This is a genomic window from Lysinibacillus fusiformis, from assembly GCF_002845985.1.
GTDB lineage: Bacteria > Bacillota > Bacilli > Bacillales_A > Planococcaceae > Lysinibacillus > Lysinibacillus fusiformis_D.
Window position 1 is genome coordinate 638,823 of the sequence record NZ_PDFK01000003.1, and the last position, 17,992, is coordinate 656,814.

The 17,992-nt window shown below is 39.1% G+C and carries 19 protein-coding genes; 7 read left to right on the top strand and 12 right to left on the bottom strand.

The features are described 5' to 3' along the window. The first annotated feature begins 62 nt into the window (after positions 1 to 62). The 3 genes from CRI88_RS13735 to moaC are packed head-to-tail and all read left to right on the top strand — an operon-like array spanning position 63 to position 1,619. Positions 63 to 557, top strand: coding sequence for a MogA/MoaB family molybdenum cofactor biosynthesis protein (locus CRI88_RS13735; protein ID WP_036120634.1), 495 nt, complete (start codon positions 63 to 65; stop codon positions 555 to 557). Then, positions 554 to 1,144, top strand: a complete 591-nt coding sequence (mobA, locus tag CRI88_RS13740) for a molybdenum cofactor guanylyltransferase (RefSeq protein WP_036120637.1) — start codon at positions 554 to 556, stop codon at positions 1,142 to 1,144. Before CRI88_RS13735 ends, mobA begins: the two co-directional genes overlap by 4 nt. Beyond that, positions 1,137 to 1,619, top strand: coding sequence for a cyclic pyranopterin monophosphate synthase MoaC (gene moaC, locus CRI88_RS13745; RefSeq protein WP_101966745.1), 483 nt, complete (start codon positions 1,137 to 1,139; stop codon positions 1,617 to 1,619). The genes mobA and moaC overlap by 8 nt, the downstream gene beginning before the upstream one ends. A 49-nt stretch (positions 1,620 to 1,668) precedes the next feature. On the opposite strand, the gene moaA is transcribed toward moaC, so the two are convergent. The 3 genes from moaA to CRI88_RS13760 are packed head-to-tail and all read right to left on the bottom strand — an operon-like array spanning position 1,669 to position 3,864. After that, positions 1,669 to 2,685 carry a GTP 3',8-cyclase MoaA gene (gene moaA / locus CRI88_RS13750; protein ID WP_036120644.1) on the bottom strand — a complete coding sequence of 339 codons (1,017 nt, stop codon included), beginning with the start codon at positions 2,683 to 2,685 and terminating at the stop codon, positions 1,669 to 1,671. Further along, positions 2,686 to 3,504 carry a formate dehydrogenase accessory sulfurtransferase FdhD gene (gene fdhD / locus CRI88_RS13755; protein ID WP_101966746.1) on the bottom strand — a complete coding sequence of 273 codons (819 nt, stop codon included), beginning with the start codon at positions 3,502 to 3,504 and terminating at the stop codon, positions 2,686 to 2,688. Between the two features lie 12 nt (positions 3,505 to 3,516). Next, positions 3,517 to 3,864: a Na-translocating system protein MpsC family protein gene (locus CRI88_RS13760; RefSeq protein WP_036120650.1), complete on the bottom strand. Its 348-nt coding sequence runs from the start codon at positions 3,862 to 3,864 to the stop codon at positions 3,517 to 3,519. A 576-nt stretch (positions 3,865 to 4,440) separates the two neighbouring features. On the opposite strand from CRI88_RS13760, the gene fdhF reads away from it, so the two are divergent. Genes fdhF through CRI88_RS13775 form a run of 3 tightly spaced genes read left to right on the top strand, consistent with a single transcriptional unit; the run spans position 4,441 to position 8,920 of the window. Next, on the top strand, positions 4,441 to 7,377 hold the full coding sequence (gene fdhF, locus CRI88_RS13765) for a formate dehydrogenase subunit alpha (RefSeq protein WP_089932618.1): 2,937 nt from the start codon (positions 4,441 to 4,443) through the stop codon (positions 7,375 to 7,377). Positions 7,378 to 7,381: 4 nt separating this feature from the next. Beyond that, complete coding sequence (locus tag CRI88_RS13770) at positions 7,382 to 7,861, top strand: helical membrane plugin domain-containing protein (RefSeq protein WP_036120656.1); 480 nt, start codon at positions 7,382 to 7,384, stop codon at positions 7,859 to 7,861. Between the two features lie 12 nt (positions 7,862 to 7,873). Next, the gene (locus tag CRI88_RS13775; protein WP_058844572.1) at positions 7,874 to 8,920 is read left to right on the top strand and encodes an Mrp/NBP35 family ATP-binding protein; all 1,047 of its coding nucleotides are present in this window, start codon (positions 7,874 to 7,876) and stop codon (positions 8,918 to 8,920) included. 48 nt (positions 8,921 to 8,968) lie between these two features. Here CRI88_RS13775 and CRI88_RS13780 read toward each other — a convergent pair whose 3' ends face one another. From CRI88_RS13780 to CRI88_RS13795, 4 genes are all read right to left on the bottom strand, one after another. Then, a complete protein-coding gene (locus tag CRI88_RS13780) occupies positions 8,969 to 9,259 on the bottom strand; it encodes a hypothetical protein (RefSeq protein ID WP_036126901.1) in 291 nt (96 codons plus the stop codon). 136 nt (positions 9,260 to 9,395) lie between these two features. Further along, entirely contained in the window at positions 9,396 to 10,502 is a 1,107-nt protein-coding gene (locus tag CRI88_RS13785) for a PA2928 family protein (protein ID WP_101966747.1), read from the bottom strand. A gap of 23 nt (positions 10,503 to 10,525) precedes the next feature. Continuing rightward, positions 10,526 to 11,356 (bottom strand): CbrC family protein, encoded by an 831-nt coding sequence (locus CRI88_RS13790; RefSeq protein ID WP_089932615.1) that lies wholly within the window; start codon positions 11,354 to 11,356, stop codon positions 10,526 to 10,528. A 30-nt stretch (positions 11,357 to 11,386) separates the two neighbouring features. Further along, a complete protein-coding gene (locus CRI88_RS13795; RefSeq protein ID WP_089932612.1) occupies positions 11,387 to 11,695 on the bottom strand; it encodes an antibiotic biosynthesis monooxygenase family protein in 309 nt (102 codons plus the stop codon). Between the two features lie 87 nt (positions 11,696 to 11,782). Here CRI88_RS13795 and CRI88_RS13800 point away from each other — a divergent pair, with 87 nt between their 5' ends. Then, on the top strand, positions 11,783 to 12,469 hold the full coding sequence (locus CRI88_RS13800; protein ID WP_089932610.1) for an ArsR/SmtB family transcription factor: 687 nt from the start codon (positions 11,783 to 11,785) through the stop codon (positions 12,467 to 12,469). Positions 12,470 to 12,497: 28 nt separating this feature from the next. Here CRI88_RS13800 and CRI88_RS13805 read toward each other — a convergent pair whose 3' ends face one another. The 5 genes from CRI88_RS13805 to CRI88_RS13825 all read right to left on the bottom strand — a co-directional run bounded on the left by CRI88_RS13805 (position 12,498) and on the right by CRI88_RS13825 (position 17,659). Beyond that, on the bottom strand, positions 12,498 to 13,364 hold the full coding sequence (locus tag CRI88_RS13805) for a DMT family transporter (RefSeq protein WP_101966748.1): 867 nt from the start codon (positions 13,362 to 13,364) through the stop codon (positions 12,498 to 12,500). A 214-nt stretch (positions 13,365 to 13,578) separates the two neighbouring features. Next, positions 13,579 to 14,514: an alpha/beta hydrolase gene (locus tag CRI88_RS13810; RefSeq protein WP_101966749.1), complete on the bottom strand. Its 936-nt coding sequence runs from the start codon at positions 14,512 to 14,514 to the stop codon at positions 13,579 to 13,581. Positions 14,515 to 14,680: 166 nt separating this feature from the next. Then, a complete protein-coding gene (locus CRI88_RS13815) occupies positions 14,681 to 16,042 on the bottom strand; it encodes a sensor histidine kinase (RefSeq protein WP_101966750.1) in 1,362 nt (453 codons plus the stop codon). Continuing rightward, entirely contained in the window at positions 16,039 to 16,713 is a 675-nt protein-coding gene (locus tag CRI88_RS13820; protein ID WP_058844595.1) for a response regulator transcription factor, read from the bottom strand. Before CRI88_RS13820 ends, CRI88_RS13815 begins: the two co-directional genes overlap by 4 nt. 157 nt (positions 16,714 to 16,870) lie before the next feature. Continuing rightward, entirely contained in the window at positions 16,871 to 17,659 is a 789-nt protein-coding gene (locus CRI88_RS13825; protein WP_036126929.1) for a lipid II flippase Amj family protein, read from the bottom strand. Between the last annotated feature and the right edge of the window lie 333 nt (positions 17,660 to 17,992).

Below are 17,992 nucleotides of genomic sequence, written 5' to 3' on the forward strand. Positions count from 1 at the left end.
TTATAGCATTATAATAAAAGCAATGTTTTTCAGCAAAATACGTTTGAAGGAGGTCTTTTACTGTGCATCCCACACATCAACAGCAACTAATCCAAGTAGCTGTTTTAACGGTCAGTGATACACGCACTAAAGCAGATGATCATGCTGGTCAGCGCATTCAATCCTTACTTCAAGAAGCTACATTTGAAGTAGTCGACTACCAGCTAACAAAGGATGAACCACTGGATATTGCCAATCATATCAAGAAATGGTGCAGTGATCACACAATCAATACCATTATCGTCACGGGTGGAACAGGATTTACACCAAGAGACCAAACCTACGACACCATTCTGCCTCTTTTTGAAAAAGAAATGATGGGGTTTGGTGAATTATTTCGAACTCTCAGCTATGAAGAAATTGGCCCAAAAGCAATGTTTAGTCGAGCCACTGCTGGAAGCCGTCAGCAAACCGCTATTTATGTTTTACCAGGTTCTACAAATGCGGTGACATTGGCTATGATGAAGCTCATTCTTCCTACTGTCCAACATTTTGTCGGTGAGTTGAATCGCCTATGAAAATTGCTGGAGTTGTATTAGCTGGTGGTCAATCCTCTCGCTATGGTCAGCCTAAAATGTTTGAGCTGTTTGCTGGGCAGCCTTTATATAAACATAGTCTCACAGCCTTGCAAAAAAATCGGCTAGATCCTATCATTATTGCTACGAACGCGCACTTACAACATCAATTTGGGCAGGAAAACGTCCAATGGATCATCGAAAAGCAGCCACATCAAGGCCCACTTTTTGCTTTGCATTCTATCATGACAGCCTACCCTGATGTGGAATGGTTTTTTGTCGTAGCGAGCGATATGCCTTATATGAATGCCAATTTTATCAAAAAAATAGTAGGGCTGATTGATGACGCCTATGATGCTATTGTTCCTACGCAAGCGCTACGGGATCAACCATTGGCGGCATTATATCGACGTACAGCTTTACCAAGGGCAAAGCAATTAACGGAACAAAACAAGCGAAGTATGAAAGTGCTGTTAGAGCAAATTCGTGTTTGCTACGTTCCTTTTGATGACAATAGCCCAACATTTGTCAATATCAACGCACAACAAGATTGGTCACAAACGACTAAAAAGGAGTTTAACGATGAATAATTTTACACATTGGAACGAAGAAGGTCGTCCTAAAATGGTCGATATATCTACAAAAGAAATCACGACACGTACAGCTATTGCTCGCAGTACGATTATTTTATCGGATGCAGTCTATGAAGCCATCCAACAAGGTGGCATTAAAAAAGGTGATCCGACGCAAGTTGCTCAAATTGCAGGGATTATGGGTGCTAAAAAAACGGCCGATATCATTCCTATGTGCCACCCTATCATGCTACAGGGCACAGATTTCCAGTTTGACTATGAAAAGGCGGAGAATGGCTATGAGCTCCATATTCAAGCCACTGTCAAATGTAGTGGGAAAACTGGTGTTGAAATGGAAGCCCTTACTGCTGTGTCGATTGCTGCCTTAACTTTTTATGATATGTGCAAAGCCGTTGATAAAACAATGGTCATTAAAGAAACCTATCTTGTTGAAAAAACAGGTGGAAAAAGTGGCACCTTTGTGCATAAATAAACAGAAAAATTCGGCATCGTTTTGCCGATTTTTTCTGTTTTTTTACACACTACCCCCCAATGTGAGACATTTCAATTTTTGAATTTTTCCTTTTTGCCATTGTTTGTTCATTGCGTTCATCTGAATAACGATCATTTCTTGTTTCCCAAACGTTCGTAATACATTTGATGATGGCTGCATCATCTTGCCCTGATCGTAACAGCTCTCTTAAATCAGTGCCTTCAGTTGCAAATAAACAAGTGTATAATGATCCTTCTGCTGAGAGACGAGCACGGGAGCAATTGGAGCAGAAAGAATCTGTCACAGACGAAATCACACCAACCTCACCTTGTGCATCTTGATATTGAAAGCGCGTTGCCACTTCCCCCCTGTAATTTGGAGCCACTGGCTGTAATGGAGAAAACTGATGGATATGCTCAATGATATCTTTTTTGGACACCACATCATCTAAACGCCAACCGTTCGAATTCCCTACATCCATATATTCAATAAAGCGTAAAATATGCTGTTTTTCTTTAAAAAATTGAGCCATTGTAACAATGTCTTGGTCATTCTTGCCTTTTTGAACAACCATATTAATTTTTACTTGTAAACCCGCTTCTGCTGCCTTTTCAATTCCCTCTAACACCGGCAATACCTTGCCCCGATGACCATTCATCTCGAAAAAACGTTCTTCATCAAGTGAATCTAGACTAACTGAGACTCGAGATAAGCCTGCTTGTGCCAATGGCTGTGCATATTTTTTTAATAAAGAGCCATTGGTTGTTAAAGCAATATCTTCTACACCCTCTATATGGTGAATACGGGCAATTAATTCGGGCAAATCACGACGTAGCAATGGCTCACCGCCCGTAATTCGCACCTTTTTCACGCCTAATGAAACAAAGATTTTTACTAATCGTTCTATCTCATCAAAATTTAATATTTTATCAGACGGTAAAAATGCATAATCTGGACCAAATACCTCAGCTGGCATACAATAGCGGCAACGAAAATTACAGCGATCTGTTACGGATATTCTTAAATCTCTTAACGGTCTGTGTAATTGGTCTTGTAGATTCGTCATTTAATCTCCTTCTTTCAGTGCATTCTGAGCTGGTAATAGGATGCGGTGTGGATGTGTATAAATATTCAATGAATGCTGTCGGATAAAGCCTACCGTCGTAATGCCAAGCTGCTCAGCCAATTGCAAGGCTAATTCAGTTGGAGCTGATTTAGACAGCACAATGGCACAGCCTATTTTGGAGACTTTGAGTAAAATCTCCGACGATATTCGTCCGCTAAAAACAATTATTTTATCTTGCATACGGATGTTATTGCGTAAGCAATAGCCGTAAATTTTATCTAAAGCATTATGGCGTCCAATATCCATGCGACTTAACACAATGCCATTGACATCACATAGTGAAGCATTATGCACACCACCCGTTTTCTTAAAAATGTCGGCACCATCCTGCATCGCATGCATTAAACGGAAGCAATCCTCAGTCGACATTTGCACCTGAACGTCTTCCATTTTTTTTGCTGCTAATGCATCATTCGTAAAAACAAATCCTTGTCGACTCATCCCACAGCAAGAGGTAATATAGCGTTTGTTTTGCGTCTGCTGATAATAAGGATTGACATGCTTTGTTTTAATATGCACAAAGCCTTCTTTTTCTTGGTGCCAAATTTCCTCAATATCCTCAAAGCTACGAATCACTCGTTCAGAAGCTAAATAGCCGATGACCATATCTTCTACATACTCTGGTGTACATACCATCGTGACAAATTCTTGCTGATTAATTTTTACGGTCACCGCGTATTCTGAGACGATTAAATCATCCATTTCTTTCACTTGCTGTCCTTCAACTCGCACAATTTTCCTTGTTATTGCTCGCTCCATAAGGCATCCCCTTTATTCACTGATATTCTTTTCAAAAACAAAGACGGAAATCGCAAAATCCTCTTCAATTTTAATATCTGAAAATAGGTGGAGTAGTTTGCTGCCCATCAATTCTTCCATACCCTCTGGTGGTGATTGCGTATATAAATCCTGAATCATACTCGTCCTTGCAGCATGCACCATTTTTAACCCTTCTGGTGTACTGGCAATAAATTTTTCTGTCGGTGTGATATTACCGTATAAAGTAGATACAGCCATATTCTCGACAAAAACGGTATGAATACGTTCAGGTCCTTTACCAAATACTTCCTTGCGTAACTTTCGAATCATGTCATTAAATTCGTGTATTTTTTTAGACATAGCAACGATTCTCCCATCGTAATTAAACTTTTTTAGGTAAATGGTTATGAGGGTCACCCTTACAGTTTGTTAATGATATAGCAACTTTTAAAAAAATAAAAGAGAAAATACTTTTTGATAATAATTCTCATTTAATAAATTTTATGATAAATATTGTTCATTTTGAAGGAAAGAGCTATAATATTCATATCACAAATGGAATTGATTTATTTTGATCCCTATGTCACGATGTTGCATAGTGTTTTTAATATTTAAATTCTATTGTTATTAAAAAATAAAAGTAGATTGAGTTTTTAGCAAGGCCTGCTAAGAATTTTATCCACCATGAATCATTAGCATGTCTTGGACATGTTATTTCATGGTGGATTTTTTATTTTTTTTAAAAACCGAGACATGGATAACTTGTTATGATCTAGCAATTTGCCTATTTTGAGGTAGCTTCAAGAACAATTGGGAATTACAATGATAACAAGACAATCTTTTCAAAAATAACCAACTCGATTTGTTATTCCCTTTTTGTCTTAAGCTGCAACATGTTGTCCGATTAGTCTCAAAGTGCAAAAGGAGGAAGTTATCTTGACTCAAATTAATATTAATGGCGTATCGTATGATGTAAAAGAAGGAGCTACAATCCTTGATACCATTAATCAGCATGACATTCCGCATCCACAGATCTGTCATGTGCCTGCTGTTGATCCAATCGAAACATGTGATACATGTATCGTGGAGGTGAACGGTCAATTAGTTCGTTCCTGCTCCACAAAGGCAGTAGACGGCATGAATGTTTTATTAACTTCTGACAAAGCAAAAGCAGCACAAACAGAAGCGATGGATCGTCTACTCGAAAATCATTTACTGTACTGTACAGTTTGTGATAATAACAATGGAAATTGTGCATTACACAACACGGCTGAAATGATGGAAATCGAGCATCAAAAATATCCTTACCAACCGAAAGTGGAACCTCATGAAGTGGACATGTCACACCCGTTTTATCGATATGACCCTAACCAATGTATCGCTTGTGGTCAATGTGTAGAGGTTTGTCAAAATTTACAGGTGAATGAAACATTATCCCTCGATTGGGAAGCCGAAAGACCACGCGTCATATGGGATACTGGCGTTGCAATTAATGATTCTTCCTGTGTAAGTTGCGGTCAATGTGTAACCGTTTGTCCATGTAATGCCTTAATGGAAAAATCCATGCTTGGAGAGGCTGGATTTATGACTGGTCTGAAACAGGATATGTTAGATCCGATGATCAGTTTAATTAAGGAAGTTGAACCGGGCTATAGCGGTATTTTTGCCGTTTCTGAAGTGGAAGCAGCTATGCGTAGTAAACGTACTCGAAAAACAAAAACAGTATGTACTTTCTGTGGTGTAGGTTGTTCATTCGAAGTTTGGACAAAAGACCGTAAAATTTTAAAAGTACAACCTTCCGAAGGTCCCGTTAACGCAATTTCTACTTGTGTCAAAGGGAAATTTGGTTGGGACTTCGTTAATTCTGAGGAACGAATTACTAAACCTCTTATTCGTAAAAATAATGAATTTGTTGAATCATCATGGGATGAGGCACTCGATTTAATTGCCACAAAGCTTGGTGGTATTCAGCAGCAATTTGGTCCTGGTTCTGTCGGCTTTATCTCATCTTCTAAAATTACAAATGAAGAGAATTACTTAATTCAAAAAATGGCACGTCAGTTATTTGGAACAAATGATGTCGATAATTGTTCCCGTTATTGTCAATCCCCTGCTACTGACGGTTTATTACGTACAGTAGGTTTAGGTGGTGACGCGGGTACGATCAAAGATATTGCCAAGGCTGGTCTTGTCATCATTGTTGGGGCTAACCCGGCTGAAGGACACCCTGTTTTAGCAACACGTGTGAAACGTGCACATAAATTACATGGTCAGAAATTAATTGTTGCGGATATTCGTAAACATGAAATGGCTGAGCGTTCTGACATCTTTATGCGTCCGAAGCAAGGTACTGACCAAGTTTGGTTAATGGCCGTTACCAAATATATCATTGACCAAGGTTGGCACGATGAAGCCTTTATTCAAGAAAACGTCCTTCATTATGATGATTTTAAACAAGTACTTGAAACATATACACTTGATTATGCGCAAGAAATGACGGGTATTAGTAAAGAAACATTGATCGAAGTGGCTGAAATGATTCGTGATGCAGATGGTACATGTGTGCTTTGGGGCATGGGTGTAACACAAAATACTGGTGGCTCTTATACATCCGCAGCGATTTCAAATTTACTTTTAGCAACTGGGAACTATCGTCGTCCAGGTGCGGGTGCCTACCCTCTTCGTGGTCATAACAATGTGCAAGGTGCCTGTGATATGGGTACACTACCAACTCTCTTGCCAGGTTATCAAAAGGTAACAGATGAGGCAGCGCGTGCAAAATTCGAAAAAGCTTACGGTGTCCCAATTCAGTCGCAACCAGGTCGAACTAATATGCAAATGTTAGATGCGATTATGGAAGGTAAAATGAAAGCCATGTATTTAGTGGGCGAAGATATGGCGCTTGTTGATTGTAATGCCAACCATGTAGATGAGGTGCTTTCACAACTAGACTTTTTTGTTGTCCAAGATTGTTTCCTATCACGTACAGCACAATATGCAGATGTTATTTTACCTGCTGCGCCTTCCCTTGAAAAAGAAGGTACATTCACGAATACAGAACGTCGTGTTCAACGCCTCTATCAAGTATTACCAACACTTGGTGAATCGAAAGCAGATTGGGAAATCTTGCAAGCGGTTGCTCGTCGTTTAGGAGCAGATTGGCATTATGATCATCCAAGTGACATCTTTGATGAAATGGCTAGCCTGTCCCCCCTCTTCTCACAAGCCAACTATGATGTCTTAGAAGGCTGGGGTAGCTTCTGCTGGGGTAGCCATGATGGTAAAGATACACCTTTACTATATGAAGATGGTTTCAATTTCCCTGATAAAAAAGCTCGTTTTGCTTTAAATGATTGGGTGCAACCTGTGGAATATGAGGCACAGTACGATTGTCTTATTAATAATGGTCGTATGCTTGAACACTTCCATGAGGGAAATCTAACAAATAAATCGAAAGGTATTCAATCGAAAGTACCTGATATTTTCGTTGAAGTATCACCGGAACTGGCGAAGGAACGAGGTATTGCAGATGGAGCCTTACTTCGTTTAGTATCTCCTTATGGTGCATTAAAGCTAAATGCTCTTGTCACAGATCGCGTGCAAGGAAACGAATTATTTTTACCGATGAACTCCGTTAATAAAGATTCAGCTATCAACTTCTTAACGGGCCCTGCAGCAGATGTGAATACATCAACACCAGCTTATAAACAAACAAAAGTACGAGTTGAAGTGCTAAAAGCAAAAGGAAAATCACCACTTCCTCGTACGAACCCACGCTATAAAAAGCGTCATCCTCAAAATGGTGTTGAGGTTCATCGGAAATGGAATCGTCCTGGCTACGTTCACTTAACAACTATTAACGAAAGAGAGTGAGAGCATGGCTGTACCTATTACAAGCATTAAAAAACAACAATTGACGGAAGAACAACTAAAGGAACAAAAATTAGACAATCTAAAAGAACTGCTTTCTGATAATGAAGAAGCCGTTAATCAAGTGTTTAGTATTATGGCTGAATTGAATGATATAGGTGCACTAGAAGCAGCAATGAAGCTACTAGAAGCGAAAGAGAATGTGGCCCATATTGCACTTGGACAATTAACTCGTAAGCCTGTAACCAATATTATTAATAATTTAATGGGCGTTGCAGGAGCATTGACGGAGCTCAATCCAGAAACAACGACTAAGCTAATTGACGGCTTAAATTCAGGTGTAGATGAAGCGAGCAAAGCACTTGAATCCAATGAAAAAGTAAGTGCCTTTAAGCTTATGAAAATGTTAAATGATCCAGATGTCAATCGTGCGCTCAATTTTGGAGTCCATTTCTTAAAGGGACTTGGCAAAGGCTTAAAAGAATAAGGTGGTTCCGACATGTTAGTAAAAGAAGATGTTATCAACGCATTACAACAAGTAGAAGATCCAGAGCTTCATCAGAGTATCGTCAAATTGAATATGGTGCGTAATATTCAAATAAACGGCACCCATCTATCGCTGGATATTATTTTAACCATTCCAGGTTGTCCTTTAAAAGCGAAGATCCAGCATGATGTGGAAAAAGCATTACAAGCGATTGGTGCCTCCAGTGTTGCCATTACCTTTGGGGCTATGACAGATCAGGAACGTCGCACATTAACTGCGTCTCTACAAGCGAAAAATGTGACAGAGCAAGGAATGCCGAATATGCTACTGCTTAATTCTGGTGTGCAATTCATTGCCATCACAAGTGGTAAGGGCGGTGTTGGGAAATCGACTGTGACCATTAATTTAGCAGTCGCCCTTGCCCGTCTCGGCAAACGGGTAGGAATACTTGATGCGGATATCTATGGCTTTAGTATTCCTGCTATGATGAATATTGACCAAAAACCTACTATGCTTGACCAAACAGCTATTCCAGTAGAAAGTCATGGGGTTAAATTAATGTCGATGGGCTTTTTTACCAATGACAACCAGCCTGTTATGTGGCGTGGCCCCATGCTCAACAAATGGATTCGCAATTTCCTTGTCAACACATTATGGGGAGACTTGGACTATCTTCTGATAGATTTACCACCAGGGACAGGCGATGTGGCCATTGATATGGCAGCCATGATTCCTCAGGCACAGGAAATCATTGTAACAACACCACATCTTGCTGCTTCTCACGTCGCATCCCGTGCAGGCTTGATGGCTCAACATACGAAACATACTATTCTTGGTGTTGTTGAAAACATGGCTTATTTTGAAGGAGCAGATGGTCAAAAAAACTATCTGTTTGGACAAGGTGGAGCCGATCAGTTAGCAGATTTACTGCAAACACAAGTAATCGCCCATGTTCCTTTTGCTCAACCTGAAGAAAATACAGGCTCATCAGTATATGAGGAAGAAACGATTATCGGTGAGATATTTACTAACCTAGCAGAAGATTTGCTTTACCAATAAAACAAAAATCCCTTGATTTGCTTTTACACAAATCAAGGGATTTTTCTGTCACAAATAGCCTGCCTTTTTTAACACTTGCATGAAATAAAAACGGTACGTATTTTGAACAAAGGTATCTAAAGGTAGTCCAACATTGACCTGATATTTCGTAAAAATAAAATAAAACCGTTTATCCCATTTTAAATGCAGGAGCTCCCCTGCCTCTTCACCATATTTCATAGTAAATTCCTCAATCAAAGGCTCAATCATCTCATAACAATAGTCTTTTAAATGGGCGAGTGCTTCAATATCTTTATCCCTTTGAAAGCGTATAATCCAATCCACTAATTGCTCATTCATGTTTGTACGTCATCCTTTTACATAGAGTTTCTTCCTATTAAATTATACTCCTTTTTTACAGAATCGAAAAATGAACAGTTTTTTCAAATAGATGGTTTTAACTTGTTGTCAAAAGGATAAACATTGGCATTCGCCACTAATCAATAGGTCGATTCCACCGCAGATGATATTGAACATTCCTATTTTTCGTTTCTTTATCCAATACTAATAATCTGTCACCTGCTTGAATAACATAGGTCTCCTCTAATGTACGTATACCAGGTTGTTGTTGGTCAGGATTGATAACACCTATATTTTCTTCCCACAATACTTGATGATTATTCATATCATAAAACAAAACCATATGGTCAGCACTTTCCCGCTGTGTTTGACGATAAGACACGAGAGCTGTTTTTTTTGCGATATCCACATCAATCACTTTAGGTTCTAAATTTTGGTAGGCTTGAATGGCAGGCTCTGTTAGAACAGCCTGACTAAAATCTTGAATTACCTGATAGTCCTCTACAGACTGTGGGTGTGTGGCAAAATATCCAGGCAACCCTGTCTCAATGAAGAAACGAGCTGTTAGGAAATCTTGAGCTTTTGGGTTCTCACTTAAAGTTTCACCATCAAAGTGATAGAATTTGCCATCGACACCCTCCAAATATAAATTATTTTGTAAAATAACCATCTGATGTGCACCATTACTTAATTTATCTATTAATGGCTGATATTGCTGACGAAATTCTTGCTCAGAAAGTATTTCCTTTCCTGTTGCTATATCTAACAGTGACAATTGACCAAACTCATCATCACGATGATGAACAAGAAGACCACCCATAAAATTCCCAATCAATGTATCTTTATGGGAAGCTGATTTTGTCCATTGCTTTTCACCTGTCTCTAAATTCACAGCCACAATGAGATAATGAGCAATCAAATGCGTAATGCCGTTCGATGTTCCATTATTTTCAGAGCCTTGCACCATTTGGACAGCAATGTGTTGTGAATCATCTGTATAAATGGGCGAATCAGATTTTATAGGAAAGCTTCTCCCCGCTAAGCCAAAAACAATCATGACTAGATTGCTAACCACTATAAATACAACTAGTAAAATGCTAGAAATAACAAGGCTTTTACGTTTAATGACGATAAACAATAACAGTAAAAATCCTAATCCCAACACGATACATAAAAAAATATCATGCATCAGCCAGCCATTCAAACGCCATGAATACGTATATCGTTGAAGAAATTGTTCCACCTCTCTACCTCCTCTAACAGCGATTAACTAAAATCTGAATAGAGCACATAACGGTCACATTCCAAGCACTGAAATAAATAGCCTTGATGATGACCATTGTTCATTAACGATGCTGAAAGTTCATCTTTCGGAAAGCCTGTATAATTATCAAATTGATCCTCGATACCTAGCTCCACTATATCACTCCAGCCAACATAGCCGATAAACGCACAATAGTCCGAACAATGAGCTACCCAATTATTGCCCTGCCAGCTTACGTAGCCGGGCGTTCGATAGAGAATTTCTTGTACAAAGGCAGGGTTAGTAACCTGTTCATCATCCATTAAATCTTGCTGGAAAGAGCCATCATATTTTTGGGCAGCCTCTCCACTGTGGATGCAAGAAGGACAAAGATAATCTACATCCTCAATAGCGTAAATACCTCCTGTGTAATAGACATCCACTTGCTGTTGACAGCAGTCACAGACAACGATTTCACCTGTTTCAAAAATTTTCGCCTCTAGCGGTTTAGGAACATATTTAAAGGTTGGAATGATTGTTTGAGTTGGCTGTTGGTCCCTTATTTTTCGTGGTAGCAGAGGATTCACCAAATTTGGTTGATTTATGTAGGTTTGCAGAACACCATATTTTTTTCGATCTTTTTTATCAGCTTTATTCATAATGGTCGTAAAAAGCCGATAAGCCTCTAGGTACATCCTAAGCAAGCAATAGACTTCTACTAGTAGCCTTAACGTTTCTTCCGTTTGCTGCTCCTGCTTTAATCGCTCTTTGAAAACATGCATCTGATTAATCGTTATCGGATCTGAAGGATGAAATTTTTGTCTTAGCTCATGCCATTCCTCAGCAATTGTCATAAAAAATAGACCTCCTTCTCACTCGTCATTTTATTTCACAAAAGAGTAATCTTTTATCATTTGGCAAATTTCCACCTTATAGTTCGCGTACCATTTATCTTGTCCCAATTGCTGTGCGGTTAAATGTTTGGCATTATCTTTCCATGCTTGAATAGCCTCTAGCGATTCCCAATAGGACACCGTAATGCCTTTTCCTTCCTCGTTCCTGACACTTTCAACACGCAGAAAACCAGGCTGTTGCTGTGCTAGGGCATCGATGAGGTCAGCCATTTTGCCATAGCCCTCCCCATCCTGTTTAGTTCTTTGAGATGTAAAAATCACTGCATAATAGGTTTCCATTTATTTCTCCTCCTCTATTACTTTTATTGTAAACGATAATGAAATTAACTAAAATCAAAATATAGAAAACTGAAAGGATTGTGACATATGGGAATTAATCCAAACATGGCGGAGGTAGCGGCACTTCTTGGCGAAAGGTCAAGAGCAACCATTCTTGCTAGCATGATGGACGGGCGTTTTCATACAGCTAGTGAACTGGCGTATATGGCTGCCATTAAACCACAAACTGCTAGCTTTCATCTTGCTAAATTAGTAGAAGGAAAGCTGATTAAAGTTGAAAAACAAGGGCGGCACCGTTATTTTCAATTAGCTGGTGAGGACATTGCTCAATTTCTTGAGTCTTTTCTCGTCATCTCACCGCCACCTGAAGTACGTTCTTTAAAACAATCTAGCCAAATGAAATTATTGCAGGATGCTAGAACTTGCTATGACCATCTAGCTGGTAAATTAGGTGTCCAATTAACAGAGTCAATGGTGGATGCAGGCTATCTAAAATTAGAGGACAAACAATTTATCCTGACAGATGAAGGCACTTTATTTTTTACTACATTCGGGATGGATCTAGCTGCTTTAAAAAGAAAACGACGCTCCTTTTCACCTGCTTGTTTAGATTGGAGTGAACGACGTTACCATTTAGCAGGTGCACTAGGCAATGGTCTATTAAACCAATTATTAAACCTCGGCTGGCTTACACGTGTACCATCTATTCGCGCCATTAAAGTGACTGAGAAAGGTAAAAGAGGTTTTAAAGAGGTATTTCATTTAGACAGCTAGAAGAATAGAGGGCTTTTGGATTGCCCCACTAGCCCTTTATTCTACTAAAAGTACGATTTACTAAATAAATCCCACTAATGATAAATAACCCACCAACCACTAACGATTCATGTAACGTTTCGTCTAATACTACCCATCCTGTTAGCACCCCAAAAAAAGGTGCTAAAAATAAATAGGCACTTGTTTTTCCTGGATCACTATTTTGAAGAAGATAGTACCAGCCTGCAAATTGAATGATGGAAGAAAAAATACTAAGCCATAACAAAATCAATAATGACTGTGGATTGACAATAAAGTATGGTTGCTCTAACACGACACTTCCTAGCAAAAGGAGTAAGCCCCCAAACAGCATTTGATAGGCTGATAAAACCCATGTATCAAAGAACATTCCCCATGTTTTCACTAAAAGTGTTGCAATCGCCCAAAATACAGCGGATAAAAGTCCAAATAGAAGACCTATTTTCAATTCAACTTGTGCCCCCATTGTAATGATCACTCCGATTAAGCCAAGCACAACCCCGATCCACTGATAGAAACGATAGCGTACTTTGGTAAAAATGGTGGCAAATATGACAACGAGTAAAGGGTTTGTAAATGTTAAAATAGATGATTCACTTGCTGTAATGGTGCGTAGACTTAAAAAAATACACCCCATTACACCAGCCGTTTGAAATGCTCCGATGATGCATAGCTTGAGCCATTCTCTCTTTGAGGTCGGATGAGGTCTTTTGAAAATCATGACAACAATGACCATTAGAATCCCTGCCAGCATAAATCGAAGGGCAGCCAATAATAATGGTGATGAATACGGTAATCCTAATTTTACGATAGCAAACGATGAACCCATTAAAAAGGTTGTTACTACTAGTAAAGCAATAAATTGATAGTTTTTCATACAAGATACTCCTAACCTGTTTCATTAATCACTACTATCTGATTATAAACAGGAAGCTATTCAACGCTTATCGAAGTATGGATTACATCCATGTAAAAGAATGGGACAATTAGATTGCTACTTAAAGCGACTTCATTGGGGGAGGTATTTTATTTTCATGAATTTCAATAAAAAATCTTACCTCTAACAACAAAGAGGTAAGATGCTATAACTATCAGTTATCCATAAATTCTTTTAGGTTTTCAACAATTTCTTGTGATCTTGTATGGTGTAAGTAATGGTCACCGTCCAATGTGATTACTTTTCCATGAACTGAATTTTTGACTTGCTCTTCATGCAATGGTATCCAATTTTTTTCAATGCCTTCACTTTTCGCCTGAACAAATAACAAAAGAGGTAAATCTTTAGGGAAAGTTACGTTTTTGGCTGCTGTAAAATTCATTTCTATATTTGTTAATTCATTGGAAGTGCTCGTATTATAAAAGTTTTTGTTTGTAATCATCCGTATTTGTTCTTTTGTGTCATCATCATACGGTAGGCCAGCATATGGATCATCTGAAAATTTTATAAGAACTCTAGCGATCCCGGTTTTTTTGAGAAGTTGTAACGACTTAATTGGGAATTTCGTATCCATACCGTCTTGAGTAGGCACACTGCTATCAATCCCGACAAATGCAGTCACCTCATTCGGATATTTATTGACATAATCGAGTCCATAAATACCTGCTATAGAGTGTCCCATGAGCATATAGCGGTCAATTTTCAACGCCTGTAAAGCTTCATGAATCTCACTCACTATGTTGTCGGTGCTTCGTTCTTTATCGGTATCATCACTTAAACCATAGCCAAAAGGCTCTATTGAAACGACTCTGTAATGAGGAGTCAGTTCTTCGATAAGTGGCTTAAAATCAAGTGTTGGTGCTGCTGTTCCGAAGCCTGGTAGTAGGACGATTGTTTCTGCCCCCTTCCCTTGGATGGTAACATTCATTTTTCCTTCATTCACAGTAATGAGCTGACCATAGTGTTCTATTTTCCCTTGCTCTATTTTGTTGCAGATAATGTTTACAATAAACACAATAGCAAGTAGCAGCACTATCGTTAAACCGATAACAGCTATTGTTTTAAGTAAGATTCGAAAAAATTTTTTCATATTTATGCACGAGGTTCATCTTTGCTCGTGCTTTCCTCCCTTACAACCGTTATTCCAGCTAGCTTACTTAGCTGTTATTGAGCAGTGTAAAGGACGAAGATGTCTACCATATGACGGTAATATGAACGCAATATGAACAACAAAAAAATTTCGCTATCTCACGCATTTACTGTGTGATAAGAGGCAATTGGATAATGATGGTCGTCCCTTGTCCAAGCTTACTCTCTACTTGAATGTCTCCTTGATGCAATGATACGATTTGCTTAACGATTGCGAGACCCATTCCACTCCCATCATATTTACGACTATGTGAACGATCCGCCTTAAAAAACCGCTCAAAAATACGCTTCTGATCCTCTAAAGAAATCCCAATGCCCGAATCACTTACTCGTACTATCACATGATGAGCGTCCTGCTTCATACTGACCCCAATCATACTACCTTCATTGGAAAATTTAATACTATTAGTAAGAAGATTGGTCCATACCTGATTTAATTGGTCATAATCAGCCATTATATGAACAGCCTGTAAATGAAGATTAAACTGGATGTTGCGAGCAGACCATTGCGGCTGAATGGCAACAATTACTCGTCTAATTTGCTCATCCAGACTAAACGTCGCACATTGCATTGGCTGTGTCTTCGACTCGAGCAAACTTAGCTTTAACAGGCTATCACTCATCTTAGACATTCGCTTTGCTTCCGACATGATAATATCAAGATAGCGACTTTTCTCCTCGTCTGTAATATCTACTTGCTTCAATGCTGCTGCATAGCCTGATATGGAAGTAAGTGGTGACTGAACCTCGTGTGAGACGTTTGATACAAACTCTCTCCGCATTTGCTCCAATTGCTGTAACCCCTCCGCCATGTCCTCAAAACTTTTGGCCAAGGTACCTAGCTCCCCTGATTGTTTAATATTTAACTCAACATTGAAATCTCCACCTGCAATATGCTTTGTTGCTGTTGTCAATTTTTTTATTGGCTTGACGAGAAACCTAGCAGCCACTATAAACACGACACTGCCAATAACAAGAGCATAAGTAGCAAAATTCAATATCAATTTTATAGCAAAGGAAGTAGAAGGGAGGGAGATGGGTTCGATAAACATCGCCTTAGTCCCCATTGCAGTTTGTAGTGGCATTCCTACAAAAATAGACGAAACACCACCCGGATTAACTTGAATGACTTCCCCATCCAGTACACTTTGAACTTGTGTCATTGTTACATTGGCCAGTGGAACACCCTTTTGCTCTCCGTAGGATTTGAACTGCCCCTTTTCTTCATAAATGCGGATATAGTAGGATTCAAGCTGATGCATTTCACGAATAAATTGTTCTGCTTCATTAAATGGCAATGTCTCAAATATATGGACAATGTCCTGACCAAAATTCACTAGGGGGATTTGTAAGTTTTCATTCAATTTATCTTCAAATACCCATGTTGCCATAAAAAAGGATATAGTTGTGCCACCAATTACGGCAACTAGAAATGTTAAAACGACACGCGTATATAATGATTGAATCATTCGTTAACCTCAAGTCGGTAGCCAAGACCTCGTACTGTCTCAATCTGAAATTCAGTTGTTGCAGTGAAGCGCTCGCGCAGACGCTTAATATGTACATCGATCGTTCGATTATCGCCAGCATAATCCATTCCCCAAATTTGATCGATCAGCTGCTCTCGTGTGTAGACCTGCCCAGGTGTTTCCGCAAGCTTATATAATAATTCAAACTCCTTTAGCGGCAGCGAAATAGACTCTGTTCCATTTTTAATTTTATAGGTCTGACGATCCAGCATGATTTGACCAAGTTGAATGATCTGTGAGTAGCCAATCCTGTAGCGCTTTAGAAGAGCCCTTACTCGTACCGTCAACTCTAGTGGGTCAAAAGGCTTTGTCAAATAATCATCTGTTCCGAGCTCAAAGCCCTTCACTTTTTCCCATGTTTCCCCCCTTGCTGTTAGCATCAGTAAGGGAAGCTCAGCATTTACTTTGCGCAGCTCCTTACATAATGTCCAGCCATCCATCGTCGGCATCATAATATCCAGCACAACAAGATCGACAGGCATTGAGTGATAGATGGCTAGAGCTTCTTTGCCATCCTCGGCCTCCACTGTTGTGAACCCGTCTTTGCGCAGAAAAAGGCAAACAAGTTCACGAATATTCGCATCATCATCCGCAACAAGTATAGTCGGCATACGTTCGTTCCCCTTTTCCAATGTATTATTCACATACATTATACTATATATCTGCTTCACTTCCCTTTTACCACACACTGTTATCAATAGCTGACGTCCCAAAAATAAAAAACCCCCTTCCTCTATACGAAAAAACGATAAAGGAAGAGGATTCTATTCAAGCAATCAGCTGTGCAAACCACGCTACATAATGGGCGCCAGGAATCAATAATAGCTGTGCCACAATCGTTCCTAAAAATCTAGAGAACATCATCATAACGGAAGCTTTTTTTAATTCAAGATAACTTCCTCTCTTATTGATAACATCATCGGCCAGTATGGATATTTTAGGATCAATAAATAGAATCAAAAGTATCGTCGCTATGCCATTGATTAATCCAGATGCCATAACCGCAGTAGTCTTTAGTTCTGGTACTAACAAAGTGGCATACAAAGCAGATAAAACGCCAATGGTATAAATCGCTGTTATGACAATATTGATAACAAATAATTTCATTGGTATATCCCGTAAGCTAATACCTTTTAAATAAGTAAAATGAGGTTTATGAATGTGCTTCATACCTCGTCTTACATATTCAAACGTAAAGCCCTTTTTCAATAAAGCGGGGATTGAGCCTCTTTCCTCTGCCAAATGGACGATAGCCCTTGAAAAAATAGCTATGAAGGTTGGGATTAGTAAGATCCCTAGTAATGTTCCAAGTGATGCCGCTCCAATAATCAGTCGAAATTGGTTTTCTACATGTATCAAAGCCTGATCGGCTGGTGCTGTATCAACAAGACTTCCTGTAAATGGTTGCTGCATCATATTCGCCAGCCTCGACACCATAACCATCACATTAAAAAGAGATAAAGCCGATGCTAGTAATTTAACACGTGCCCCTGATAAACGTACAGCATAAGCAAGTGTCTCAATAGCATGAATGATTAAAATGAATAAAGCAATCATGATTAATTTATCTGTGATTAACTCCACTTCTATACCTACTCTTCGCTTTCCTACAATTTAACATTGTGACGCTTCTCCCGCAAAATAGTTCCGATTGAAAAGATCTTACCCTAAAAAGATATGGGTAAGATCTAAAAAGCGCTTCTATACAATTGTACTACGCTGCACTTCTAAACCAAATCACAGCTGGAACATTTATCTTTGTTCAAAGATGACGCCACTTAATTTTCTAGGTGGAGAAATCACCTTATAAGGGATAATGAACTTGTCCTTTTTGTCATGCACAGCGTGACATCAACGCTAGTAAGAGTGGCAGGTCTAAGATTATACGCT

Coding starts and splice junctions, on each gene's coding strand:
- CRI88_RS13815 (WP_101966750.1), bottom strand. CDS start 16,042: ATGATTCAATCATTATATACGCGTGTCGTTTTAACATTTCTAGTTGCC.
- CRI88_RS13825 (WP_036126929.1), bottom strand. CDS start 17,659: ATGATTGCTTTATTCATTTTAATCATTCATGCTATTGAGACACTTGCT.
- moaC (WP_101966745.1), top strand. CDS start 1,137: ATGAATAATTTTACACATTGGAACGAAGAAGGTCGTCCTAAAATGGTC.
- fdhD (WP_101966746.1), bottom strand. CDS start 3,504: ATGGAGCGAGCAATAACAAGGAAAATTGTGCGAGTTGAAGGACAGCAA.
- CRI88_RS13775 (WP_058844572.1), top strand. CDS start 7,874: ATGTTAGTAAAAGAAGATGTTATCAACGCATTACAACAAGTAGAAGAT.
- CRI88_RS13795 (WP_089932612.1), bottom strand. CDS start 11,695: ATGGAAACCTATTATGCAGTGATTTTTACATCTCAAAGAACTAAACAG.
- CRI88_RS13790 (WP_089932615.1), bottom strand. CDS start 11,356: ATGACAATTGCTGAGGAATGGCATGAGCTAAGACAAAAATTTCATCCT.
- mobA (WP_036120637.1), top strand. CDS start 554: ATGAAAATTGCTGGAGTTGTATTAGCTGGTGGTCAATCCTCTCGCTAT.
- CRI88_RS13810 (WP_101966749.1), bottom strand. CDS start 14,514: ATGAAAAAATTTTTTCGAATCTTACTTAAAACAATAGCTGTTATCGGT.
- CRI88_RS13805 (WP_101966748.1), bottom strand. CDS start 13,364: ATGAAAAACTATCAATTTATTGCTTTACTAGTAGTAACAACCTTTTTA.
- CRI88_RS13800 (WP_089932610.1), top strand. CDS start 11,783: ATGGGAATTAATCCAAACATGGCGGAGGTAGCGGCACTTCTTGGCGAA.
- CRI88_RS13760 (WP_036120650.1), bottom strand. CDS start 3,864: ATGTCTAAAAAAATACACGAATTTAATGACATGATTCGAAAGTTACGC.
- CRI88_RS13780 (WP_036126901.1), bottom strand. CDS start 9,259: ATGAATGAGCAATTAGTGGATTGGATTATACGCTTTCAAAGGGATAAA.
- CRI88_RS13770 (WP_036120656.1), top strand. CDS start 7,382: ATGGCTGTACCTATTACAAGCATTAAAAAACAACAATTGACGGAAGAA.
- CRI88_RS13820 (WP_058844595.1), bottom strand. CDS start 16,713: ATGCCGACTATACTTGTTGCGGATGATGATGCGAATATTCGTGAACTT.
- moaA (WP_036120644.1), bottom strand. CDS start 2,685: ATGACGAATCTACAAGACCAATTACACAGACCGTTAAGAGATTTAAGA.